Origin of the sequence: Hymenobacter sp. 102 (assembly GCF_049949205.1) — a bacterium.
Taxonomy (GTDB): domain Bacteria; phylum Bacteroidota; class Bacteroidia; order Cytophagales; family Hymenobacteraceae; genus Hymenobacter.
In genome coordinates this window covers 2,597,382-2,619,838 of record NZ_CP188172.1, presented here as the reverse complement: position 1 = coordinate 2,619,838, position 22,457 = coordinate 2,597,382, and the positions used below count along the sequence as shown (strand labels likewise).

Sequence of the window (22,457 nt, the reverse complement as noted above, 5' to 3'; positions counted from 1 at the left end):
GGGTATGCCTGCATCATTTCCGCTCACTTTCATCGGCTTGCACTATTGGGCCGGTTCCAGCCGCGCCTTCGACGCCATATCCCAGCTTCTGGCCCCCAATTACCCGTTCCTCGCCCCCGACCTGCCGGGCTTTGGGGGCGCAGCTCCATCCGAGGCAAACAAATTTTCAGTAGATGCCTACGCCGACGCAGTAGCGGCATTCATTACTGAGCGAAAGTTGAAGCGGTACGTGCTGGTGGGGCACAGTATGGGTGGGAAAATAGCACTGGCTCTGGCGGCCCGGCAGCCTGTTGGTCTGGCGGGCGTGGCCCTGCTGAGCCCGTCCCCACCCACGCCCGAGCCTATGACCGACGAGGACCGCATGAGTAGCGTGAAAGCCTACGGTAAGCCTGCCGAAGCCGAAAAAACCTTCCGCACCATTACCGCCCGGCCTTTGCCCGCGGCAGTACACCAGCAGATTGTGCAGGATAACCTGCGCAGCTCCCGGGCCGCCTGGGATGCCTGGCTGCTACACGGCAGCCGGGAAAATATGGGCACCCGGATGTGCGACGTGCTGGTACCTTGCCTGATTGTGGCCGGCGACCAGGATGCGGTGATGTCGCCTTCGGTACACGGGCTGGAAACCCTGCCGCTGCTGCCCGAGGGTACTCCGTTGGAAATTATCAAAGGAGCAGGCCACTTGCTGCCCTACGAGGCCCCGCAGGAAGTAGCGGCCTTACTGCGCCGGTTTGCCGAGCGGTTGAAAACGGCATAACAACACTCTGCTTTAGCTGCCTCAACCCGTTGGGCCGGTTGTTGCCGGCACGGCCGGATATCCGGTGCAGTACCCATTGAAACCGGCCTGTCCAACGTATTGGGAAGCGCGGCAAACCCCCGAACTTGCGGGCTGACTTTTCTGCCCTCTATGAACGCCTGGCTCTTCCCGACGCTTGTTTCCGTCGCTCTTTCCCTGACTACCTGCCGCACGGCCCAGGTAGGGGAGGGCTACGATGCCTACCCCACCTATGAGGGTCCTGACCTCGGTCTGACGTTCCGCCAGGGCCAGGCCCGCCTGCGGGTATGGGCCCCAACGGCTGAAAAGCTCCAACTAAAGCTCTACACTACCGGTACCGGAGGAAGCCCGGCGGCGGAGTACGCCATGCAGAAATCATCGGGCGGAACCTGGGTGTACACCCTGCCCGCTCAGCCGGCCGGCCGGTTTTACGTGGTGCAGGCCACCATCAAAGGCCAGAAGATGGCCGAAGTACCCGACCCCTACGTGCACGCGGTGGGCCTGAACGGCCAGCGCGGGGCTCTGCTTGACCCCGCCACCGTAAACCCGGCCGGCTGGGACGAGGACGCGCGGCCTCAGCTCAAGCAGCCAACCGATGTAGTGATTGGGGAGCTGCACGTGCGCGACCTGTCCATGCACCCGCAGTCGGGCGTGCAGCAGAAGGGCAAATACTTAGGCCTCACGGAAGCCGGCACGCGCGGCCCCGGCGGCGTCAGAACCGGCCTCGACCACCTCGCGGAGCTGGGCATCACCCACCTGCACCTGCTGCCTACCAACGACTTCTCCTCAGTGGATGAAAGCCGTTTAACCGATAATCAATACAACTGGGGCTACGACCCGCTGCACTACTCCGCGCCCGAAGGCTCTTACGCTACCGACCCCACTGACCCCGCCAGCCGCATTCGGGAGTTGAAGCAGGTAGTACAAACCTTGCACCGCCGGGGCCTGCGGCTGGTGCTGGATGTGGTGTACAACCACACCACGGCCGTTGGGCGCACCTCCTTCGAGCAGCTGGTGCCCGGCTACTACTACCGCCACCGCCCCGATGGCACCCTTTCCGACGCGGCCGCCTGCGGCAACGAAATTGCTTCCGAGCGGCCCATGGTGCGTAAGCTCATCGTGGAGTCAGTAGCGTACTGGGCCCGGGAGTTTCACGCCGATGGGTTTCGGTTTGACCTGATGGGCGTGCTGGATCTGCGCACCATGCGGGCCGTGCGCGTGGCCCTGGACCAGCAGGACCACAGCATTTTCGTGTACGGGGAAGGCTGGACGGCCGGCAGCAGTCCGTTGCCCGACACCGAGCGGGCCCTGAAAGTCAACGTGCTGAAAATGGACCGCGTGGCGGCGTTTTCGGATGAGCTGCGCGACGGGGTGAAGGGCCACTTTGCCCGCCAGACGGAGCCGGGGTTTGCCAGCGGCCGGCCGGGCCTGGAAGAAAGCGTGAAGTTCGGTATTGTGGCCGCTACCCAGCACCCCCAGCTGAATTACACCAAGGTAAACTACTCCCAGGCTCCCTGGGCAGCCTCCCCGGCCCAAACTATCAACTACGTGGCCTGCCACGATGATATGGTGCTCTGGGATAAGCTGGCCGCCTCCAACCCCGGGGCTTCGGAGGAGGAACGGCTGCGGATGGACCTGCTCAGCAACACCATCGTGTTTACCTCCCAGGGCGTACCCTTCCTGCCCATCGGCGACGAGTTTCTGCGCACTAAGTTCGGTTCCCACAATTCCTACAACCAGCCCGACAGCATCAACCAGATTGATTGGCGCCGGAAGGCGCAGTACGGCCGCGTGTTTGCGTTTTACCGCCAACTCATTGCCCTGCGCCAGGCTCACCCGGCCTTCCGCCTGCCCACGCAGGAGCTCATTCAGCAGCATCTGGAATTCCTGCCCAATCTGCCCGCTACCACCATTGGCTACCGCCTGAAAAACCACGCCGGCGGCGACGAGTGGAACAACATCGTGGTCCTGTTCAACGGCAACCGCCAACTCGCCCACCTGCCCGTGTCCGGCGGTACCTACTCGGTAGTGCTCAGCGGAGATGAAATCAACCAGAAAGGCCTCCGCCCGCTGCCGGTAGCCGCCGGGGCCACGGTGGAAGTGCCGGCCTCTTCCGCCCTGATTCTGGTGAGTGAGTGAGTGAGTGAGTGAGTGAGTGAGTGAGGTGTCATTGCGAGGAGGTACGACGAAGCAATCCGTCCTTCTCTAAGCGCTAAATATCGACCCATTCAAAAGCCCCTGACATCAGCACGGACGTCAGGGGCTTTGTGCTTACCAAGGCTTTGAGCTGTTCGCAGGACGGATTGCTTCGCTTTGTTCGCAATGACGTTTCATTAATCCAACGACCGGTCCCGGAACAGCACGTAGCCGATGTGGGCGAAGACGCCGAATTTGTGCTCTTTCTCGTCGTAGTGAATAAACTGCAGGGCGGCCGGACCCACGGGCGTCTGGTACTGGAAACCCGTCATGAGGGTAAGGTAGGGGCGGGTGGCAATGGTGCCGCGCCGGGCCTCTAACGGGCGTTCAGCCTGCCGCTCCCAGGGGCGAATCAGCGTGTGTACGTAGCCCTCGGTGCGCCATTCCAAAGAGCCCAACAGGGCCTTCACGTAGCGCAGGCCCACGGCCGCGTAGGCGGTGCCCCGGTAATTATCCAGAAAGATAGTGCGCGAGTCGGGTAAGGGCAGAAAGACCGGGGCGGCCGTGAGGGAGGAGCGGTACGTGGAGAACTTGCCTTGCGTACTGGCCACGGCATCCACCATAAAGCCCCAGGCATTGGTGCGGGCCCCTACCGTATCTACTTTATTGAGGTTAAAATACTGCTCCATAAACAGAGTGGCTTTCAGCCACTGGTGATTATGGCTGCGAGCCGTCAGCCCCTCAGCGGTGGAGCCCGGCTCGTACTTCTCCTGCCCACTCACGCCCCGGAAAGCTACCTCTACGCGGCGGCCGGCCGTGGGGTACTGGCGACGGTTAAGGGAGTTGCGCTCGAATCGCACGGCGGCCGTGCCACCCTGGAAGCGGCTGATGTCCAGCTTGTCATCGGAGCGAATCTGGTCGGTGTTGGCAAAATTGTCGCGGTTGGTGAACAGGCCCCCGCTAAGCACGTAGCGGCTGCGGTAGTTGGGACTAATGCCCACCTGCACGAAGGTTTTCAGGTCGCGCTGCTGAATCTGGATGTTCTGGGCGGCTTTGCCGGTACCCAGCAGGCCGCCGGTATCCTGGTAGTTGAAGTTGTTGAACAGGATAGTGGGCTCGAAATACACCGGTACGTTGCCCGGAATACTCACCCGGAACGAGCCCCGGGCCCCGTTGTAGAAGCGCCCGATGGTGGCATCAGCCTTGATGGTGTACAGGTAGCGGTTCAGGTAGCGGTAGCTGCCCCCAATGTAAAAGTTGTTCATGGAGCGCGTCGTCAGCAGCACGCCCAGGTCGGTGGAGAGGTTGGAGTTCTGGCGGGCATCCACGTTCAGCACGTAGCCCTGCTTGTCCCGGTCGTAGCGGATGCGGGGGTACACGTTGTTGAAGAAGTCGTTGTTAACCAAGCGGTAGTAGCCTTCCTCAATATCGGCCGGGGAGTAGGTAGAGCCGGAGCGCTGAAAGAAGCGCCGCACAAACGTCTGCTGTACTTCCGGAATGCCCTGTACATTCACCTGCTTAAACTCGGGGCGCGGGGCCCGCTCCTGGAAAGCCCGGCGCCGGGCTTGCAGCGCCAAGGTATCCTCGCGGCGGGTAATGCGCTGCTGAATCAGCGGGAGCTTCTCCACGGCGGCCTGGGTGCCCAGCGCCACCAGTTGCTTCACCTTGGTAAAATCGGCCGCCGTAATGTCGCCCAGCTTGGGCTGAATGAAGATGCCGTTGCGGCCCACGGAGGTCGTATCGGCCACGTTGGAGCCCAGGAACAGCAGCGTACTGGTCAGCAGCGCGTCATCCCGTTCTTTGGGGTATTTCTCAAATGCTACGTCGCCCACGTTCACCCCAATAATGACGTCGGGCTTGAATTCCTGCCGCATTACGCCGGTAGGAAAGTTATCCACCACAGCCCCGTCGAACAGGTAGCGGCCATCGGCCTGACGAATAGGCCGGAATGCCAGCGGAAACGCCATGGAATTGCGCACGGCATCAGATAGGGAGCCGTTGCGCTGCACCACCTTCTCGCGGGTGAACACCTCGGAAGCCACGGCCCGGTACGGTACCAGCAGGTTATCGAAGTTGTAGTTGGCAATGGCCCCGGCCGGGGCCAGCATGGTGGCCAGCACGTAGTTCAGGGTCACGTCATCCACCAGGCGGGGTGTCACTCGCACTTTCAGGGTTGAGTCGAGGGCCAGGCGCAGGTGCAGGGCGGCGGGGCTGGGGTCAGTATCGTAGTAGTTGAATACTTTGCCCTCCAGGGGCCGGCCCGAAACCCAGGTCTGAAACTCGGGCTTTAAAATGATTTCCTCAATTTCCCGGGGCGAGTAGCCGGCCGCGTACATGCCACCCACAATGGCCCCCATGCTGGTGCCCACAATGTAGTCGATGGGAATCCGGTTTTCCTCCAGCACCCGCAGCACACCCACGTGGGCCAGGCCTTTAGCCCCGCCCCCGCTCAGCACCAAGCCTACTTTCTGGGCCTGAGCAGTAAAGGAAGCCAGCAGCCACGCGCATAGGAAGGCAACGACGCAAGTAGAGTTACGCATACAAACGGAGGGGAATGGAACGGGGAAAAGCCCCGAAGGAGGGGCGCGTTTCCTACGCAGACCAAGCCGGCAAGTTGCGCGCCCCGAGCTGAGCCGTACGCCTCACTCGGCGCAGGGCCTTTTTCGCGGGCTGAAAGCGGGTGAAAGCCGGGTATCCGGCGAATAGTCAGCCGGCTTTGCAGAGCGCATCCCCCGCTATTCTTCGTGGCCGGCTACGGGTTTGGCGGGCGCCTGCTCGGTTTGCTTAGCCTCCAGGGCCAGGCGCTGCTGCTCCTTCTCGGAAGGCGTGCGGGGTAGCCGGTCAAGGTCGGGCTGGCCGGCATCCACCCAGGCCGTGTACCAGAACGCGCCCACCAGCCGCAGAGCCAGCCGCATCTGCCGTTCCACTTGCCCGTTCAGACGCTGGTGGTACTCGCGGGCGAATTCGCGGGAGTAGGTGCGCACGGTGAGGTTGCCGCGCTGCTCGAAGCCGTACTTGCGGTCCTCGGGCGTTTTCTGGCTTAGCTCCCGCTCAAACCGCAGCACCGAGTCCACGGCCGCGTTGGAGCGGGCCACCGTGGTCCAAATGGCGTCGGTAGGCCGGTCGAGGTACGGAGCCGGACCGGTAAAGAAGTCGTAGCCGTTGCTGAGCAGCTCCGGCAGGCGGCTTTCCCAGAGTCCGTGAATGCCCCGCTGCCCGGTCAGCTGCCCGTTGTAGTTGTGAGTGGTGTGCAGCGGTACGCAGGCATCGGCCACGTAATGCCCCATATCGGCCGAGAGGTGCAGAATCCGGTCGGCGTCGTGGGCCTGGAAGGCGGCCGTGAGCTGGCCCTTCATCCGGGCTACCTGCCAGGGCACAATGCCGTGGCGCAGCAAGGAGTCCTCGCCCAGCAAAGCCACGGCATCGGCGTAGTTATGGGGTAGTTTGGTCAGGGCCGAGTCGCCGTACACGTCCACGTCCAGGAAGTGGCGCGGGGCCTCGCCGGGCACTACCGTGCGGCGGGAGTCGGGCCGGGTGGCGTTGTCGGTGAGGTAGTCGATGTTGGCTTTGTAGAAGCCAATCATTTCGGGTGGCAGCGTGTACACCGCCAGCCGGTTAATCAGCCGATGCCCGAAAAACCCCCAGGCCTGGGCCGAGGAAGCCGTGAGCAACAGGCATAAAATAGTCAGCTGATAACGGGATAAGGATTTCATAGAGCATAAGGTAACAACCTCAGCCAGAAGAAAAAACTGGTATCCGGAGCAGCGCAAAGGACCTTGCCGTGCCTGAACCGATTTGTTCTGACATGATAAGGTCCTTCGCGCTGCTCCGGATAACGGAAAGAAAGGAACGAACGAATGCTTACCGCCGGCCCTGGCCGGCAAACTTCATGCGGTAGTCGGCATTCACATCGCCTTTGCTGATGCGGGCCAGCTTGCCTTTGAGCAGTTGCTTCTTCAGACCCGACACGTAGTCGGTGAACAGGACGCCCTCCAGGTGGTCGTACTCGTGCTGAATCACGCGGGCCGTCATGCCCGAGAAGGTTTCCTCGTGCTCTTGGCGGTGTTCGTCCTCGTAGCGCAGTACAATGGTGGAGTGGCGCACCACTTTCTCGCGCACCCCCGGAATGCTCAGGCAGCCTTCCTCAAAACCCCATTCCTCGCCGGTTTCGCTTACCATCTGGGGGTTGATGAAGGCCCGCTTTACCGGAGCCGCCGTGGGCTCCTCCACAATGGGGTTGCCGTCCTCGTCCTCATCCAGCATCGGCTCGGAGTCAATGACAAACAGCCGGATGCTTTTGCCCACCTGGGGCGCGGCCAGGCCCACGCCGTGGGCGTGGTACATGGTGTCGTACATGTCGGCAATAATCTGCTTGAGTTCCGCAGCCGGAAAATCAGCTGGAATAAGTTTGGCTTTGGCTTTCAGCACTGGGTCGCCGAAGGCAACAATGGGGTAAATCATCGGGATTCGAGGTAGGATTGCAGAATGATGGTGGCGGCCACCTTATCTACGGTGGCTTTGTCGCGGCGGTCTTTTTTGCCGAGGCCCCCGGCCAGCATGGCGGCGTGGGCCATGCGGGAGGTAAACCGCTCGTCAATTTCGTGCACGGGCACCGTCGGGAACTCCTTGCGCAGCTTGCGCACCACACCCACCACGGCACTGGTGGAGTCGGTGGCCTCGTTGTTGAGGCTTTTGGGCATGCCAATGACGAGGGCCGCCAGCGGTTCGCGCTGGTGATACGCCTTCAGGTAAGTCAGCAGGTCTTGGCTGTGAATGGTGTCCAGCGGGGTGGCAATCAGCTGAAGCGGGTCCGTTACAGCAAGACCCACCCGCTTATGACCGTAGTCGATGGCAAGAATGCGGCCCATCGGAACAGGAATAAAGGTACGTGGCGGGGCCGCTACGCAATCGGTGAGTCGCCCCCGCGCACAAAGATACGAGGCCCCCGAAGAAAGGTGCCAGCCGCTGGTCGGGCACCAAAAGCCGTAGGCCACCCGCAAACAGTTGCTCACGGCGTGAAAGTCAGCATTGGTCGAAGAGCCGCCTTCTTTTTAAAATGATAAAATAACCTTTGTATTCGATTCACAGTCAGTTGATTTCGTATTGCACTGGAATAATCTGCGGAGGTATTTTATTGTTCTGGATGAATAAAAAATTGTACTGTTATTTGAAAGTAGCGGACGGTCTGCTAGGCGTTGTGGTTTCTTGGAAAAGTTTCAATAGTTTTGAAGACCTGTCTGTACTGAGCATTCCCACCTATCGGCTAAACTGTTACTCTCTCAACGCGTTATGACCCCCGAGCCTCCTGACTCGTCGCTGTCCGCGTCGAAGCCGACCCCGCGGAATACCCGGCGGCAGGTACGGCAGCCGTTGCTGTTGGGGCTGGCACTACTGGCCGGCATCCTGCTGGGGTCCAATCCCTTCCGCCCGTCCGACCAAAACCCCGACCTCACGGCCCGGGGCTACCTGAAGTTCAAGGAAATCCTCAGTTACGTGGACCGGGACTACGTGGACTCGGTGAATGCCGAGGAACTGTCGGATTACGCCATCAGCCGCATGCTGGAGCGTCTGGATCCGCACTCCGTATTTATCCCCGCCAGGCAGCAGCAGCAGGCTTCCTCCTTTCTGCAAAGCGACTACGACGGTATTGGCGTAGAATTTAACCTGTTCCGCGACACGGTAACGGTAGTGGCTCCGCTCAGCGAAGGGCCCGCCGAGCAGGCCGGCCTGCAGCCCGGTGACCGGATTCTGGCCGTGAACGGGCAGCGGGTTTCGGGCGTGCACATGACCACGGAGCAGATGTTCGGCAAGCTGCGCGGCCCCCGGGGCTCCAACGTGGTGCTGCAGTTAATGCGGCGCGGTTTGCCGCGCCCCATCAACGTGCAGGTAACGCGCAACCGCATCCCCAATGCCTCGGTGGACGTGGCCTACATGGTGGACAACCAGACCGGCTACATTAAAGTAAGCCGCTTCGCCAGCGGCACCTACGATGAGTTCAAGGCCGCCCTCGGCGACCTGCGTCGGCAGGGGCTTACGCGGCTGGTGCTGGATTTGCGCGGCAACCCCGGTGGCTACCTCGACCGGGCCACCAAAATGGCCGATGAGTTCATCGGGGGCACCAAAAAGATTGTGTACACCGACGGCAAAGGTGACCAGTACGACACCCAGACCTTTTCCCGGGTAGTCGGGGAGTTCGAGGAAGGCTCCCTGGTGGTGATGGTGGACGAAGGCAGCGCCTCGGCCGCCGAGGTGCTGGCCGGCGCCCTGCAGGACCACGACCGGGCCGTGCTGGTGGGTCGCCGTACGTTCGGTAAAGGGTTGGTGCAGCAGCCCATTGCCCTCAACGATGGCTCGGAGCTGCGCCTCACCATTGCCCGCTACTACACACCCTCGGGCCGCAGCATCCAGAAATCCTACCGGGGCGGACTGGGTGAGTACGAGAAGGACCTGCAGAACCGTTTGCGCCACGGCGAGCTGTTCCACGCCGACAGCATCCATTTTGCCGATTCCCTGCGTTACCGCACCGCCCACGGCCGCACCGTGTACGGGGGCGGCGGCATCATGCCCGACCTTTTTGTGCCCCGCGACACCTCGGCTACCTCAGCTTACTACACCCGGCTGCAGAGCAACAACCTGGTGCGGGAGTTTGCCGTGACCTACTACCAGGAGCACAAAGGCGAGCTGGAAGCCCTGCGGTTTGAGCAGTTCAATCAGGCGTTCCGCGTGAGCGAAGCGCAACTGCAGCAGCTGGCCGCCCGCGCGGCTCAGAATGGCGTGCCGGCCGATGCCGCCGGCCTGCGCCGCAGCACGCCGTTGCTGCGCACTCAGCTCAAAGCCCTCATTGCTCGCAGCGCCTACGGCAAATCGGCCTACTTCCAGGTCTTGAACCAGGACGACGCCGAAATGCAGCAGGCCCTGAAAGCCGTGCAGGAGCCCAATAACCCCGTGATGCTTGGGCTGCTGGAGAAGTAGGAAAGAAAGGGTTGCCGCTAGGCCACTGCCAAAAAAATAGAACTGTCATGCTGAGCTTGCCGAAGCATCTCTACCGAACAACCGAAGCGGTAGAGATGCTTCGGCAAGCTCAGCATGACAGTCTTATAAGCTTTCCTAACGGCCATAATTACTACTTCACATCCTGAAACCGGAAGGTTTGCTGGAGGCCGGTCAGCGGTTTGCCGTCGGCTTCGGCGTAGGGGTAGATGAAGTAGTTGAGCGGGGTGCTTTCCTGACGCGGCGACAACACCAGGTCGCGGCCCCGGGTGAACTCCAGACGGTTTTCGTCGTGGGCCCCGAAGAAGTAGTCGCGGCGGGTGGGATTTTTGGCGGCTTCGGAGGCATCGACGGGCACCCAGCCGGTTTCAGGCGTGTAGAACTCGGCCCAGCAGTGGTAACCCTTGATTTCGCCCTGCCCCCGCTCGGGCGGTAGCGGAAACCCGATGCTGAAGCGCGCCGGAATGCCTACGGCCCGGCAGTAGCCGATAAACACGGCGTGGAAATCGGTGCAGTTGCCGCGGCGGGCATCGCAGGCGTAGTAGATGTCGCCCCGGCCCCAGCCCTGGCCGGTTTTGTCGTACGTCACGGTGCTCACCACGTGCTCGTAGATGGCGCGGGCTTTTTCGAGGTCGGTTTTGGCCTGGGCCTTCGTGACGACTTCCTGGGCCCACTGCTTGATTTTATCGTCGAGGGGCACGAGGCGGTCGGGTTGCAGCCAGCGGGCCATGTCGGGGTCGGTGGATTCGGCGCGGCGGGCTTTTTTGGGCGCGGTGCTGGTCAGGTAGGGGTTGAGGCGCTCCTGGCGGGTGGCTTGCAGCTGCATTTCCACCCGCAGGCTGGCAGCCTGGGCGGCGGCTACTTTCAGGTGCAGCAGCTGGTTGCCGTACTGGCCGGTGCGCACGGTGTAGGGCGCGGTGGTTTTCACCGTCAGGCCATTGATTTGCTGGGAAGCATCGGGGTGGGGCACCGGCAGCCACAGCTCCACCGAGTCGGTGCCGGCGGGCAGGGGCGGCACGGTGGCCGCGTACGTGAAGGTGAACGTGCGGCTGCGCGGCGCGGGCGCGGCCGGCGCATCGGGGGCAAGAAACGAGAGCAGGGGCAGCAGAAACGAGTACACGGCGCGGGCAGTTGGCGAACTATGCAAAGCTACGGACGGGCAGAAAAGTTGCTGGCCACCGGCGTTTTCCAGTTAGTGGCCGTTCGGCTACTGCTGCCGACGACCAAGCGCCAAACAGTGGCCCGGTTTCAGAAAACAACATGGCCCCGCCGGCGGAAGCCAGCAGGGCCGTACAACGGGTTCGAGCAAACTTAGCGGTACAGAAACCGGTACCGCACGCCCAGGCTCACGGAGCGGCTGATGCCGGCCCGGTTGCCGGTAGTATATACATTGTAGGCGTCCAGCGTGCGTTTGAAGTTCTTGTTGAACGTCAGGTCGGCGGTAGCCTGGAAATGCCGGCCGAAAGAATATACTGCCCCCGCGCCCAGCAGCGCATACACATTCACGGAGCGGATGTCGCTCTTATGATAAAGCGTGACCTGTCCGTTTTCCGTGTGCGTGGTTTCTCCCCAGTTATGGTCGGTCAAAACTATCGGGCCACCTACTATTTCAAACTGCAGATGCTTCAGCACTTCGCGGGGGAGAGTATAGCGCCCGGAAACGGAGAATACATTGCTGCGGTCCTCTCCCCAGCTATTTTCTGTCAGCGGCTGCCCTAATTCATTTGTCCCGATGGCCGAGTTTGTGCCACTATATCGGGCAGGTCCCCAGCCTGCCTGTACCGCCCAGCGTGGGGTGAATTGATAGCCCAAGGCCAATTGCGGCCGCCGCTGATTGGTGCGCCAGGGTTCCGGGTTATTAGGACGAAAAAGCTGATAATTCTGCCGGCCGTATTGCAGGCTGCCATACCAGCGGGGGAAGCTGGATGTATCCTGAGCATGTAGGACTGCAGGAAACAACCAGCAAAGCAGAAAAAGGTAGTGCCTCACAAGTAAGCCTGTTAATTCATTGATAATAAAGTCCGTTGCATTACTGTGCAACGGGCTTTTTCAAGGCTTGCGCCACTGCTTCACGTACTGCTCACTACTTGCCAAATAGATACTGCACCCCCGCACTTACCGAAGTGCCTAAGCCGGGGGAAGCACTGGCTTTGTGCAAAGACTTATGCACCGCCACCGCACCAGTTAGTTGCAAGTGCTTGCCCAAAACGTAGCGCAAGCTAGGCCCGACAGTTAAAAATGCGTTGGTGGCGCGGTTGGCCCTGTTTTCCTGAAAAACAGTAGCCCCGTTCTCAGTTCGGTAGCCCTGCTTGTGATAAGAAGCCCAAACGACGGTAATACCTGCCAGGGCATCGAATTGCAGCCGGTGGGAGGTGCGCCGGGTAACGGTATACCGGGCCAACAGAGGTAGAGCCGTGTTCCGTTGTGTATCCCGCGTATCGTAAGCTACGGCTTGCCCGGTTGAGCCTATGTAGCCTCCCGCATCATGAAAGGCTTGCCGACTGCCCGTGTAGCCTACCTGAATGGCCCATTGTGGTGTAAAACGGTACCCGACACCTACCTGCACCGGCTTTGAGGCAATCAGGTAGGATGTTGTTTCTCTTGGGTAAAAAATGGGGTAGTTTCCTGCTGACGCATAGATGCCAGCGTACAGCCGCGGAAAGCCGGGCGTATCCTGGGCTGTACAGTGTACAGATGCTGACAGCAGAAGGCAAGCTAGCAGGGAAGTATAGTAAGAGCGCACGGCAGAAAGGAGGAATGTGTATTACCGATGTTTAATGCAGAAAAAGATGTAGTCTCCGCCAGCACCACTATTTAAATCACTTCCTACACGAACATACCCAGAACCGGCCGGGGGTTGAATATTTACGTTGTTGCCGGCAAGAATTCCTAATTCTATAGGTGTGCCATACGATTGACTTCTTGATTGGTAACCATACACATAACTACCGCCAGCACCATCGTTTAAGTCTGGAAACTTCATATAGTTGCCTTCAAAGTTGCCCAGTGGGTTCACCGCCCACATAGGCGTATAACCATTAAAACACTTAATCAGTGTACCAGTATTCCCTACGACACGCGTATCCACTGAGGTGATGGGATAATTTAGGTATTGACCACTTGCATCTTTAGGTTGTTCATCTCCGCAAGAGCCGTTACGTTGGTATGCTACAGCAAATGGGTCGCGAGTAAAAGACAGATAGATGTATTCGCCACCGGCCCCTTTATTTAAATCCAGACCAATGTTATGTATAGTAATTGCTGCCATTGAATGTAGGCTGATAGGAGCCGCGACCTTTGACAATTTTTAAATCAAAAAGGTAGCCATTAGGGTTTTCCGTAGTGTAGAAACCAGCAGGCCGGCTTGAAGTACCAGTAGGGTTACTGGTGAAAGGACTGGCCCCGTAAGGTTGCACATCTTCCGTCGTCACAAACGTGTAATTCGGGGGAGTGTAGCCACCACCGCCGCCGCTGCCGCCGCAGTCAATAGCATCGTAGGGGCAGGGCTCATCGATAGGAATCATCAACGATGTAATATCCCCGTTGCTTGACCGGCGCGTAATCCGTTTAAACTCCCGCTTTTCAGCGTCTTTTTTCGGGCGCGTGGGTCGTTCCTGGCCGTTGCTTGCCACGTACGTGTCTTTGCTCACGTACTGACCGAAGGCGTCTTTCCATTCGCCCTTCTCCACCTTCTGCACAAAGTTTTCCCAGGCGGCTTTTAATTCCTGTTGGGTAGCCGGTACTTTTTTGGCGTCCTGCGCACTTTGTGCAGTAACAGGTTCCGCTTGTTCCTTGGAGCAGCTTGACAGATAGCCAAGCGTACCGAGAGCCAACAGGGTGGCTCTCGGTACGCGTAATGTGGTAAGCATACTTAAAAAATAAGGAGGGAAAAATACGCCCGGCGCAACCAGTTGAAGCCAGGTACTCACGTGCAATAGATAGGCAATACGGGGGCGGATACTGGGCGCAATACTAAGCAGGACAGCTGAACAATGATGCTGCCGGGGGGAAATATAATCGGCCTGCCTGAACGGGCCGGTGGCCGGCTAGGCCATCAGGTCAGCGGCAAATCCTGTACCTTCACTGCCCGGCATTCTTTGCTTGTTTCCCACCCGCAATTCTCCACCCGTATGACCTTCTACCAACGCCTAGGCCAGATTCCGCGCAAGCGTCATACCCAGTTCCGCCAGCCCGATGGCTCCCTCTACCACGAGCAACTGGTGGGCACACTGGGCTTCCACGGCGTCTCGTCGCTGCTCTACCACCGGCATGCGCCCACCGAAATCAAGAAGGTAGGGGAGCCCCGGCCCTTCGCCCCCAAGTTGCTGAAAGACCGGCCGCTGGAACCCGCCCACCTGCGCACCCTGGCCCAGACCAGGACCGGCGGCGACTACCTGCAGGCCCGCCAGACGCTGCTGGGCAACGCCGACGTGACCATGAGCATCTGCAACCCCACGGAGCCGCGCATGGACTACTACTACAAGAATGCGCTGGCCGATGAGGTGATTTTCGTGCACGAGGGCCGGGGGGAATTGTGGAGCCAGCTGGGCAAGCTGGCCTTCGAGCCCGGCGACTACGTGGTGATTCCGCGCACTATCATTCACCAACTGCACTTTGAGGAAGGCCCCGTGCGCCTGCTCATCATCGAGTCGTTCAGCCCCGTGGAAACCTGCCGCCGCTACCGCAACCACTTCGGGCAGCTGCTGGAGCACGCGCCCTACTGCGAGCGGGACTTCCGGGGGCCGTCGGAGCTGATTGAGGGCGACGTGCGCGAATCGGGTGAGTACGAGGTGCGGGTGAAAAAGGACGGGCTGCTGCACACGCTGGTGTACGGCCACTCGCCCTTCGATGTGGTGGGCTGGGACGGCTACTTCTACCCCTACGCCACCAGCATCCACGACTTCGAGCCCATTACCGGCCGCATCCACCAGCCGCCACCCGTGCACCAGCAGTTCGAGGGCAACAACTTCGTCATCTGCTCCTTCGTGCCGCGTCTGTTCGATTACCACCCACTGGCCATTCCGGCTCCCTACAACCACTCCAACGTCGATTCGGACGAGGTGCTGTACTACGTGGCGGGCAACTTCATGTCGCGCAAGGGCGTGGATCTGGCTTCGTTCACCTGGCACCCCAGCGGCATTCCGCACGGCCCGCACCCCGGCACCGTGGAGGCCAGCATCGGCAAAAAGGAAACTCACGAGCTGGCCGTAATGCTCGACACGTTCCGTCCCCTCTACCTCACCGAGGCCGCCCTACCCTACGTGGACCCGCGCTACCCCATGAGCTGGCAGCCCGACTTCGTGCCCGACCCACCCCGCGCGGCGGATATGATGGATTAGCTTGGTAGAGCTGTTACTCCTCCGAGCAAGGTGAGGAATCTGAATTAGTCCTGAAACGATTTACCCAGATTCCTCACCTCGCTCGGAACGACATTCTGGTGCTAACACACGAAAACCGGCACCGGGGCGTTAGGTAGCTAACGTCCCGGTGCCGGTTTTGTCGAGATATTGACTGGATTTACGTGGCACGAGTCTTGTTCCGGCTGATCTGACAAACCGAAAATAATCGGACTTCGTACCTTCGGGCAAATTGCAACCCCTATGAAAAAAATCCTGTTTCTGGCCCCTGTGCTGGTAGTGCTGGCTTTTCTGAGCAGCTGCGACAAGCTGGACAAACTGTTGACGTTTTACATTGAAGATTCGCAGTCGGTGAAAATTGCCAGTGCGTTTCCGGTGGGGCAGGTGGTGCCACTGACTCCTATTTCGGTACCTACCCGCTCCGATGAGAAGTTCAAAAACGAAAACACCAGCGCCAATCTGGTCAAAGATGTGAAGCTGGACCGCCTCACCCTTACCGTAACGGACCCCAGCACCGAAAATTTCGACTTCCTGCAGAGCATCAGCATCTACATCAGCACCGACAACAACGACCGGATTCTGCTGGCTTCGCAGGACAATATTCCCACCGGCGTAAACACCCTGCAGCTCACGCCAACGAAGGAGAAGCTGGATAAATACGTAAAGGCGAGCAGCTACACGCTGTCCACGGAAGCCCGCATCCGCAAGCCCATCAGCCGCGACATCACTATCCGCACGGACTCCCGCTTTAAAGTAACTGCCGACCCGTTGTAAGTGGTAAGATGGTGAAATGGTGAGTGGCCGTTCTGTTGGCGCGAAATGCGCTTTCAGAACGGCCACTCACCATTTCACCAGCTCACCATCTCACCTATTCCGGCCGTATTGCTCGTGCGAGCTTACCCAGTCGGAGCTGCTGATAGCGGCACCCAGGCTCAGCTCGCCGGCCAGCACTACGCCGGCTACTATTTCGGCGAACTTGTTGACGGTGCCGCGGCCTACGCAGCCCAGCAGCCGCAGAAACTCGTTTTGGGTGGCCAGGCCGGTGCCGCCGCCGTGGGTAGCCACAATCAGCGACGGAATGGTGATGCTGATGTACAGGTCGCCCTCGGGCGTGATTTCGGAGTAGAGCACCCCGGCCGATGATTCTGAGACGTTGGCTACATCCTGGCCGGTGGCAATGAACATGGCCGTGATACCGTTGGCCGAGTGCGCGCCGTTGTTGTTGGCCCCCGAGATAAACGCACCCACGTTGCTGACCTGCCCGTGGTAGGCCAGCTGCTCGGGCGTCACGCGCATCCGCTGCTGCAGAATATCGCGCTTGATAACGGCCTCGGCCACCACGCGCTTGCCGCGGGTGCGCATCACGTTGATTTGCGAGGCCTTTTTGTCGGTGGCGAAGTTGCTTTCGAGGTAGAAGTGGCGGACGGGCGCGCCCTTGTAGTTTTCCAGAATCCAGGAGCAGGCCGCGAAGGTGGCCCGGCCCACCATGTTCTGGCCGGCCGCGTCGCCGGTGCTGAAGTTGAAGCGCAGGTAGGCAAACTTGTTGGCCAGGTAGGTATCAATGTACTGCAGCTTGGCTACCCGGGAGGTGCTTTCGGCCTCGGGCCGGATCCGCTCGATTTCCTCCTCCACCCACTTGCCAAAATCCCGGGCCCCGCGGGCATCGTCGAACACAAACACCGGGGCCCGCTGCATGGCGTCGCCGATGACGGTGCATTTCACGCCCCCGCACAGGTTCAGCAGCTGAATGCCGCGGTTGTAGCTGGCTACCAGGGTGCCTTCGGTGGTGGCCAGCGGAATCAGGAAGTCGCCCTGGGCGTGCTCCCCGTTCACGTGCAGCGGCCCGGCCAGCCCCACCGGAATCTGGGCCACGCCGGTAAAATGCTCGCAGTTGCCTTGCAGTTCGTGAGCATCAAAGGAATACTGCTTGAGGTGCTGGAACTGCTGGCCCGAAAACTCCTCGGCAAACTGCTGCCGCGCCCGAATGGCCTCGTCGGAATAATCATCTTTCTCGGAGCGCGGAATCTTGTGGCCCTGCGCCGGCAGATTGGCAATGGAATCTTCCACCTCCACCGTCAAATCTCCGAATGGGTCGGCCGAGAACTGTACCTGTACCGTGTGCAGACCTTCTTTGAGCGGCGCGGTGTGCAAGTGGAAGGTAGCCGACTGCCCCACCGGCAGCGTGAACCCGGCGGCATCGGCATTAAACGTAGTGGCCGGCCGCACGTCGCCTGAGCCCAGGTCCAGGGCAATTTCTTCCACCCCAATGCGCTTGCCATCCAGCACCACGGCCTCCACGCGGGTAATGCGCACGGTATCGAGGCGGTTTTTGATGCTGAAAGCCACGCCCTCGGGCGTATTGTGGAGGCTGCCGCGGGTATAGAGCAGCTTAAGCAGCATGGGGCTGGGCGTGAAAATCATAGAGCAGGCGCAGTTGGGTTAGGAATCGGGTCGGGGAAAATAGAAAGGTTTTGGATAGATCAACGGGTATTGGTCTTAAAAGATGAAGCACAGCGTTTCAGCTGCCTACGGCCAGTGGGCACAACGGCCGGAAATTGAATAGGTAGAGTATAGGGAACGGCAACCGGCCGTTTGTTTTGTCGTCCTGGCGTAAAACGTCCGCTCAGTAGGTTTACCAGCCGCAGTGCTTCGGCGTCCAGGGCCGGATGTAGGCTTTTCAAAATCTGAGCACCTTGTACATGGCCCGCAGTATCAACGATGAATTTAACAAACACCTTACCGGATGGGTATTCACCTCCTGGTTGGCTTAATTGGTTGTTTTGGTAAAGGAAACAGAGCAATCCTTCCGTGCCACCTTCAAATATGGGCATCTGCTCGATATGCACTCCCGGACCCCGGTAGGGTATCTGGTAGTGCGTAAGGGTCGTTGTTAATAGTGGTGCCAGTTGATGGAAATCAATGGTATCAAATGCTGCTGGCGTTGTCTGTGCGGCAGCGGTGCGGCTGAGTGTAAGGAGCACACAAGCGAAAAAAACGAGCCGGTTCATACTGCTACTTAAGTTGGAAAGTAACTGGCACCGTCTGCTTTACGGCAATAGGCCGGCCCTGCGCGTCCAGAGCGGGAACGAACTCGCCCAGCAGCCGCACGGCCTGCACGGCCGCTGAATCAGCACCGGGCTGCAGGCCCTTTTTTACCACGGCGTTGCGTACGTGGCCGCGTTCATCAATTGTGAACTGCACGAAGACTTTGCCGTCTCGTTGCAGGTGCTGCGGAAAGCGCACGTTTTCTCCAATTGCGCGAATCATGCCTTCAACATCACCATTCTTATAGACCGGATATTTGCAGCCGGAGCAGTGAAACAGCACATCACCGGGGATATAGCCCATTGGGAAGGTCGGATTAGGCTTTGCTGGAATAGCTTGGGCTGCGACGGTGTGGAGGCTGAGAAGCCAGAGGAATGAAGTCAGCGGTAATAACACTAGCCTATTCATTTTCTGTTAGGCTAAATGTTACAGGCAGAGTGTAACGCACGTCCACCGCCCGACCTTGTTGGCTTCCTGGTTGCCAGGCCGGCATCAACTTAATGACTCGTAGTACCTCTTGGTCCAGTAGTGGCTCCAGACCTTTCACAATGCTGGCGTCTTTTACCCGGCCATCAGCCGCTACAGTAAACATGACGAAAACTCTTCCTTCTGAGGTGGCACCTTTGGGGTAATGTAGATTTTTCTCCAGAAAGGATAGTACGCCTTTTCGCCCGCCTTTGAATTCCGGCATTTGTTCTACTACGATGCCTAAAAGTGGAGGTGGAGGGGTAGAAAAATAGCTTGGCGGGTAGGGTAAGTGTAAAGCTTCGGCTGATATGTCCGCAATGGACGAAAACTCGGTTGAGTTCGGTTTAGTGCAGGAGAGTAGTTGTCCCACGGCCTCCCGCGCCGACAGCCCCAACCCGCACACCAGCAGCAGCGCCACCAGAAACTTCCGCAGCCGGGGGCGCAGCGCCACGCGGCGCGGCAGGGGAGCTGGCTGGTCCGGGGCCAGCTGCTCCGCCCGGAACCGGCCGCATACCCGGCCGTCGGGGGAGGCTTGGAAAGCGGCTTCCAGCTCCGGTTGGGTGGCTTCGGTGAAGTCGATTACGGTGCGGCTACAGCTGCGGCAGTGGCGGCCCTGGGCGGTGGGCGTCATGTGCTGCCAGCTTTCGGAGCAGGCTTGCAGGCGCACATTTAGAATAGGGAGTGGTAGCATAACGACGAATAGAGTAACGGATACTTCAGCAAACGATGTAGCCGCTCGTATTCGCGCCTCTACTACCTGAAATATACCGCTGTTGGGCTGCGCCCCTTACTGTTCGTCGGTCCAGAACTCGCGGCCGGTGCTGTCGAGGTAGCCGACGCGGCCGTCGGGGGTGTGCACCCGGGCCACGTCCTGCAGGAAAGGCTCCGCCTGGAGGTAGCGCACTTCGGTGAGGCGGTTGCCTTCAGCATCGAGGTAGCCGAACAGGCCGTTTTGCTGCACCACGGGGTACACCAGGTTGCCGGTGAGGCGGATGGCATCGTACTGCAGGGGCTGCACCAGCTTGCCTTTGGCGTTGAGCACGCCCCATTTACCGGCTTGGCGCACAAACAGCAGCCCGTTGTAGTTGTCCCGAATTTCGTCGTAGATGGCCGGGACGGAGGCCGTGCCCACCGTGAAGCGGAAGCCCACTTTGCCGTCTTTGCGCACCACGTCGCCCTGTTCCAAAGGCTCTTCTTCGGGCTCGGCGGGGGCGGGCTCGGTGAGGCGGTGGCCGCTGACTCCGATGTCGAAGGTTTCGCCGCTCAGCTCCACGGTGGCCCGGCCCAGGCGGAAATTGCCGGCGCGGGTGTACTGCACGGGCGTTACGGGGTTGCCGCCCCCGTCAATGTAGCCGTAGAGCTGGCCCTGCCGCACCCAGGCAATTTCCTCCTGAAACGGGCCGGCCTCATCAAACCGGGCGGGCAGCACCAGGCGGCGGCTACGGTCGGCGTAGCCCCAGCGGGTGCCCTGGCGGAACGGTACCAGGCGGGTAGGCGCGGTTTGGGCTTGTGCCACGGAAGCCGCGCCGGCCAGCAGCAGCAGCAACTGAAGCAGAAGTCGTTTCATGCGGAACGGTGGTTGGGAAGCGGCGGCTATACCTGCCAAGATACGGACAACGGCGCAAACCAAACGCCGCCCGTCCGGTTGATTCACTCGTTCTTCACCAGCCGGCCTTCAACTTGCGGCCGGTACGTCATCTGGTAGGCTGCCGCCCCTAACAGCGGGTTGGCGGCCGGACCTGCGTATCTTTGCCGCTGCCTGAATGGGCGTGTTTTCTGACCGCCTCTGCTTATGTCATCACAACCACACTATCCGCGCTTTACCCTGGGCGAAAGCCTCACGCCGGAACAGCTGGATTTTTTCCGCCAGCATGGCTTCCTGCATTTCCGAGGGTTCATCTCCCCCGATACCGTTCAGAGCCTGTTGCGGGCTACCGAAGCCGTGCAACAGCAGTGGCTCACCGACGACGTAAAAAAGGTGAACGGTGTACCTATTAAATACGGCAAAGACGTAGATGGCTCACCCATCGTGCAGCGCTTCGCCTTTGCCTCCCACCACAGCCCGGTGCTGCACGAGTTTCTGCAGGACCCGCGTTTCCGGGCCTTGTTTCCGCTGCTGGAAGCGCCCGGCGGCCGGGTGGGCGAAAATGAGAAGGACGGCCTCGTCATCAACCACTACGTGAACGTGCCGGGCTCGGAGTTTTCGCAGATGGGCTGGCACACCGACTCCTTGCGGGACGTGTTCTACGGCAAGAAAATAGGGCCGATGCTGAACGTGGGCGTCCACCTCGATGGCACGCCCGCCACCAATGGCGGCCTGCGCCTGATACCCGGCACGCACCGCCAGGGCCTGCGCGACATCCTGTTCCGCAAGAAATACTACAAAGACGTAGGCCCCGACGAGCACGAAATAGCCGTGGAAACGGAGTCCGGCGACCTGACCGTGCACGACGGCCGCATGTGGCACCGCGTGGCCCAGTCGCCACTGGTGGGGGAGGCCTCGCGCCGCCGCGTGATGTACGTGCCCATCATTGCCGGTAAATACGAGCCCAAGCACGAAAACAGCCCCACGCCGTTCTACCTGCGGTTTTTACACTTGGTTAAATAGCGTAGCGGAGTAGCTGAGTAACGGAGTAAATCGTTCTGTTGTCAGCAATCTGCGCCGGTTGGATTGTCAGGCCGGCTGCTCAGTTACTCCGTTACTCAGCTACTCCGTTACTCTATGAAAACAGCACTGATTACGGGCGCGTCACGCGGCATTGGGCGGGCTATGGCCCTAGAGCTGGCCCGGCTTGGCTACGATGTACTGCTTACAGCCCGCTCCGAAAACCAGCTGCATGAGGTGACGGCGGAGGCGCGCAAGCTGGGCCGCGCGGCCCAGGCGTTGCCCCTGGATCTGGCCGCGCCGGGTGCGGCGGAGCAACTGGCTAGCTGGGCCACGGCCCAGACCACTGAGCTGGCCGTGCTGGTAAATAACGCGGGCTACGGCCTCTGGGGGCGGTTTGAGGAGCTGAGCCTGGCCGAGCAGCAGAACATGCTGCAGCTGAACCTGCACCTGCCGGTGGCCCTCACCCACGCCCTGCTGCCCGTATTGCGCCGCCAGCCCAAAGCCTACATTCTGAATGTAGCCAGCACGGCCGCCTACCAGGCCGTGCCCACGCTCACGCTCTACGCGGCCAGCAAGGCGTTTCTGCTCAGCTTCAGCCGGGGCCTGCGCTACGAGCTGCGCGACACCGCCGTTTCGGTAACCTGCCTGAGCCCCGGCGCTACCACCACCGATTTTGCCGGCCGGGCCGGCATGAACGCCGAGCTGCAGGCCACCGCCAATAAAGTATCCATGACGCCCACCCAAGTAGCCCAGGCCGGCATTGCCGCTTTGCTGGCCGGGGAGGCCGAGCTGATTCCCGGAGCCCTCAACAAAGTTTCCGCCACGCTCACCAGCTTCGTGCCCAAAAGTCTGACGGAGCGTATTGCCGCCGGCATCTACGAGAAGCATTTGAAGTGAGTAGAGCTGTAAGGTGAAGCTGTGCCGCGTCGTTGCGAGGAGGCACGACGAAGTAGTCCTTCCTTCACCTAGCACGCAACGCTGACCTATGCAAAAGCCCTTACGGCTAGTGTAGCAGTAAGGGCTTTTCCTTTCTGCAGAGCTTACCTCCTTGAACAGGAAGGATTGCTTCGCGCTGCTCGCA

21 protein-coding genes are annotated in these 22,457 nt (G+C 60.1%); 7 read left to right on the top strand and 14 right to left on the bottom strand.

What is annotated here, in order from left to right:
* Positions 1–4: 4 nt before the first annotated feature.
* Both ACN19L_RS11265 and pulA read left to right on the top strand, forming a co-directional pair.
* Positions 5–754: an alpha/beta fold hydrolase gene (locus ACN19L_RS11265; RefSeq protein ID WP_426489610.1), complete on the top strand. Its 750-nt coding sequence runs from the start codon at positions 5–7 to the stop codon at positions 752–754.
* A 150-nt stretch (positions 755–904) separates the two neighbouring features.
* Positions 905–2,911 (top strand): type I pullulanase, encoded by a 2,007-nt coding sequence (gene pulA, locus ACN19L_RS11260; protein ID WP_426489609.1) that lies wholly within the window; start codon positions 905–907, stop codon positions 2,909–2,911.
* A gap of 194 nt (positions 2,912–3,105) precedes the next feature.
* Here the strand turns inward: pulA and ACN19L_RS11255 are convergent, their stop codons facing one another.
* The 4 genes from ACN19L_RS11255 to ruvX all read right to left on the bottom strand — a co-directional run bounded on the left by ACN19L_RS11255 (position 3,106) and on the right by ruvX (position 7,776).
* Positions 3,106–5,448, bottom strand: coding sequence for a patatin-like phospholipase family protein (locus ACN19L_RS11255; RefSeq protein WP_426489608.1), 2,343 nt, complete (start codon positions 5,446–5,448; stop codon positions 3,106–3,108).
* 195 nt (positions 5,449–5,643) lie between these two features.
* A complete protein-coding gene (locus ACN19L_RS11250; protein ID WP_426489607.1) occupies positions 5,644–6,621 on the bottom strand; it encodes a zinc dependent phospholipase C family protein in 978 nt (325 codons plus the stop codon).
* 148 nt (positions 6,622–6,769) lie between these two features.
* Positions 6,770–7,369: a peptide deformylase gene (gene def, locus ACN19L_RS11245; RefSeq protein ID WP_426489606.1), complete on the bottom strand. Its 600-nt coding sequence runs from the start codon at positions 7,367–7,369 to the stop codon at positions 6,770–6,772.
* The gene (gene ruvX, locus ACN19L_RS11240; RefSeq protein ID WP_426489605.1) at positions 7,366–7,776 is read right to left on the bottom strand and encodes a Holliday junction resolvase RuvX; all 411 of its coding nucleotides are present in this window, start codon (positions 7,774–7,776) and stop codon (positions 7,366–7,368) included. Before ruvX ends, def begins: the two co-directional genes overlap by 4 nt.
* Before the next feature lie 421 nt (positions 7,777–8,197).
* On the opposite strand from ruvX, the gene ACN19L_RS11235 reads away from it, so the two are divergent.
* Positions 8,198–9,880, top strand: a complete 1,683-nt coding sequence (locus tag ACN19L_RS11235) for a S41 family peptidase (protein ID WP_426489604.1) — start codon at positions 8,198–8,200, stop codon at positions 9,878–9,880.
* A gap of 151 nt (positions 9,881–10,031) precedes the next feature.
* Here the strand turns inward: ACN19L_RS11235 and ACN19L_RS11230 are convergent, their stop codons facing one another.
* The 5 genes from ACN19L_RS11230 to ACN19L_RS11210 all read right to left on the bottom strand — a co-directional run bounded on the left by ACN19L_RS11230 (position 10,032) and on the right by ACN19L_RS11210 (position 13,827).
* Positions 10,032–11,045: a transglutaminase-like domain-containing protein gene (locus ACN19L_RS11230; RefSeq protein ID WP_426489603.1), complete on the bottom strand. Its 1,014-nt coding sequence runs from the start codon at positions 11,043–11,045 to the stop codon at positions 10,032–10,034.
* A gap of 164 nt (positions 11,046–11,209) precedes the next feature.
* Complete coding sequence (locus ACN19L_RS11225) at positions 11,210–11,887, bottom strand: outer membrane beta-barrel protein (protein ID WP_426489602.1); 678 nt, start codon at positions 11,885–11,887, stop codon at positions 11,210–11,212.
* A gap of 94 nt (positions 11,888–11,981) precedes the next feature.
* Complete coding sequence (locus ACN19L_RS11220) at positions 11,982–12,641, bottom strand: outer membrane beta-barrel protein (protein WP_426489601.1); 660 nt, start codon at positions 12,639–12,641, stop codon at positions 11,982–11,984.
* 21 nt (positions 12,642–12,662) lie between these two features.
* Positions 12,663–13,166 carry a hypothetical protein gene (locus ACN19L_RS11215; protein ID WP_426489600.1) on the bottom strand — a complete coding sequence of 168 codons (504 nt, stop codon included), beginning with the start codon at positions 13,164–13,166 and terminating at the stop codon, positions 12,663–12,665.
* On the bottom strand, positions 13,144–13,827 hold the full coding sequence (locus ACN19L_RS11210; RefSeq protein WP_426489599.1) for a hypothetical protein: 684 nt from the start codon (positions 13,825–13,827) through the stop codon (positions 13,144–13,146). Before ACN19L_RS11210 ends, ACN19L_RS11215 begins: the two co-directional genes overlap by 23 nt.
* 201 nt (positions 13,828–14,028) lie before the next feature.
* Between ACN19L_RS11210 and ACN19L_RS11205 the strand changes: the two genes are divergently transcribed.
* Positions 14,029–15,237 (top strand): homogentisate 1,2-dioxygenase, encoded by a 1,209-nt coding sequence (locus ACN19L_RS11205; RefSeq protein ID WP_426489598.1) that lies wholly within the window; start codon positions 14,029–14,031, stop codon positions 15,235–15,237.
* 261 nt (positions 15,238–15,498) lie between these two features.
* The gene (locus ACN19L_RS11200) at positions 15,499–16,029 is read left to right on the top strand and encodes a hypothetical protein (RefSeq protein WP_426489597.1); all 531 of its coding nucleotides are present in this window, start codon (positions 15,499–15,501) and stop codon (positions 16,027–16,029) included.
* Positions 16,030–16,119: 90 nt separating this feature from the next.
* Here ACN19L_RS11200 and ACN19L_RS11195 read toward each other — a convergent pair whose 3' ends face one another.
* The 5 genes from ACN19L_RS11195 to ACN19L_RS11175 form a co-directional block, all read right to left on the bottom strand.
* On the bottom strand, positions 16,120–17,676 hold the full coding sequence (locus ACN19L_RS11195) for a hydroxymethylglutaryl-CoA reductase (protein ID WP_426489596.1): 1,557 nt from the start codon (positions 17,674–17,676) through the stop codon (positions 16,120–16,122).
* A gap of 59 nt (positions 17,677–17,735) precedes the next feature.
* A complete protein-coding gene (locus ACN19L_RS11190) occupies positions 17,736–18,263 on the bottom strand; it encodes an energy transducer TonB (protein WP_426489595.1) in 528 nt (175 codons plus the stop codon).
* A gap of 4 nt (positions 18,264–18,267) precedes the next feature.
* A complete protein-coding gene (locus ACN19L_RS11185; RefSeq protein WP_426489594.1) occupies positions 18,268–18,708 on the bottom strand; it encodes a TonB family protein in 441 nt (146 codons plus the stop codon).
* The gene (locus tag ACN19L_RS11180; protein WP_426489593.1) at positions 18,701–19,459 is read right to left on the bottom strand and encodes an energy transducer TonB; all 759 of its coding nucleotides are present in this window, start codon (positions 19,457–19,459) and stop codon (positions 18,701–18,703) included. The genes ACN19L_RS11185 and ACN19L_RS11180 overlap by 8 nt, the downstream gene beginning before the upstream one ends.
* Before the next feature lie 96 nt (positions 19,460–19,555).
* Positions 19,556–20,335: a WG repeat-containing protein gene (locus ACN19L_RS11175; RefSeq protein WP_426489592.1), complete on the bottom strand. Its 780-nt coding sequence runs from the start codon at positions 20,333–20,335 to the stop codon at positions 19,556–19,558.
* A 225-nt stretch (positions 20,336–20,560) separates the two neighbouring features.
* On the opposite strand from ACN19L_RS11175, the gene ACN19L_RS11170 reads away from it, so the two are divergent.
* Both ACN19L_RS11170 and ACN19L_RS11165 read left to right on the top strand, forming a co-directional pair.
* Positions 20,561–21,376, top strand: a complete 816-nt coding sequence (locus tag ACN19L_RS11170) for a phytanoyl-CoA dioxygenase family protein (protein ID WP_426489591.1) — start codon at positions 20,561–20,563, stop codon at positions 21,374–21,376.
* A gap of 114 nt (positions 21,377–21,490) precedes the next feature.
* Complete coding sequence (locus tag ACN19L_RS11165; RefSeq protein ID WP_426489590.1) at positions 21,491–22,273, top strand: SDR family NAD(P)-dependent oxidoreductase; 783 nt, start codon at positions 21,491–21,493, stop codon at positions 22,271–22,273.
* Positions 22,274–22,457 lie beyond the last annotated feature (184 nt).

Excerpts from the sequence above, each read along its gene's own strand:
- ACN19L_RS11250 (WP_426489607.1), bottom strand. The coding sequence starts at position 6,621 with ATGAAATCCTTATCCCGTTATCAGCTGACTATTTTATGCCTGTTGCTC.
- ACN19L_RS11195 (WP_426489596.1), bottom strand. The coding sequence starts at position 17,676 with ATGATTTTCACGCCCAGCCCCATGCTGCTTAAGCTGCTCTATACCCGC.
- ACN19L_RS11255 (WP_426489608.1), bottom strand. The coding sequence starts at position 5,448 with ATGCGTAACTCTACTTGCGTCGTTGCCTTCCTATGCGCGTGGCTGCTG.
- ACN19L_RS11235 (WP_426489604.1), top strand. The coding sequence starts at position 8,198 with ATGACCCCCGAGCCTCCTGACTCGTCGCTGTCCGCGTCGAAGCCGACC.
- ACN19L_RS11190 (WP_426489595.1), bottom strand. The coding sequence starts at position 18,263 with ATGAACCGGCTCGTTTTTTTCGCTTGTGTGCTCCTTACACTCAGCCGC.
- ruvX (WP_426489605.1), bottom strand. The coding sequence starts at position 7,776 with ATGGGCCGCATTCTTGCCATCGACTACGGTCATAAGCGGGTGGGTCTT.
- ACN19L_RS11170 (WP_426489591.1), top strand. The coding sequence starts at position 20,561 with ATGTCATCACAACCACACTATCCGCGCTTTACCCTGGGCGAAAGCCTC.
- ACN19L_RS11185 (WP_426489594.1), bottom strand. The coding sequence starts at position 18,708 with ATGAATAGGCTAGTGTTATTACCGCTGACTTCATTCCTCTGGCTTCTC.
- def (WP_426489606.1), bottom strand. The coding sequence starts at position 7,369 with ATGATTTACCCCATTGTTGCCTTCGGCGACCCAGTGCTGAAAGCCAAA.
- ACN19L_RS11180 (WP_426489593.1), bottom strand. The coding sequence starts at position 19,459 with ATGCTACCACTCCCTATTCTAAATGTGCGCCTGCAAGCCTGCTCCGAA.
- ACN19L_RS11265 (WP_426489610.1), top strand. The coding sequence starts at position 5 with ATGCCTGCATCATTTCCGCTCACTTTCATCGGCTTGCACTATTGGGCC.
- pulA (WP_426489609.1), top strand. The coding sequence starts at position 905 with ATGAACGCCTGGCTCTTCCCGACGCTTGTTTCCGTCGCTCTTTCCCTG.
- ACN19L_RS11205 (WP_426489598.1), top strand. The coding sequence starts at position 14,029 with ATGACCTTCTACCAACGCCTAGGCCAGATTCCGCGCAAGCGTCATACC.
- ACN19L_RS11200 (WP_426489597.1), top strand. The coding sequence starts at position 15,499 with ATGAAAAAAATCCTGTTTCTGGCCCCTGTGCTGGTAGTGCTGGCTTTT.
- ACN19L_RS11215 (WP_426489600.1), bottom strand. The coding sequence starts at position 13,166 with ATGGCAGCAATTACTATACATAACATTGGTCTGGATTTAAATAAAGGG.
- ACN19L_RS11165 (WP_426489590.1), top strand. The coding sequence starts at position 21,491 with ATGAAAACAGCACTGATTACGGGCGCGTCACGCGGCATTGGGCGGGCT.
- ACN19L_RS11175 (WP_426489592.1), bottom strand. The coding sequence starts at position 20,335 with ATGAAACGACTTCTGCTTCAGTTGCTGCTGCTGCTGGCCGGCGCGGCT.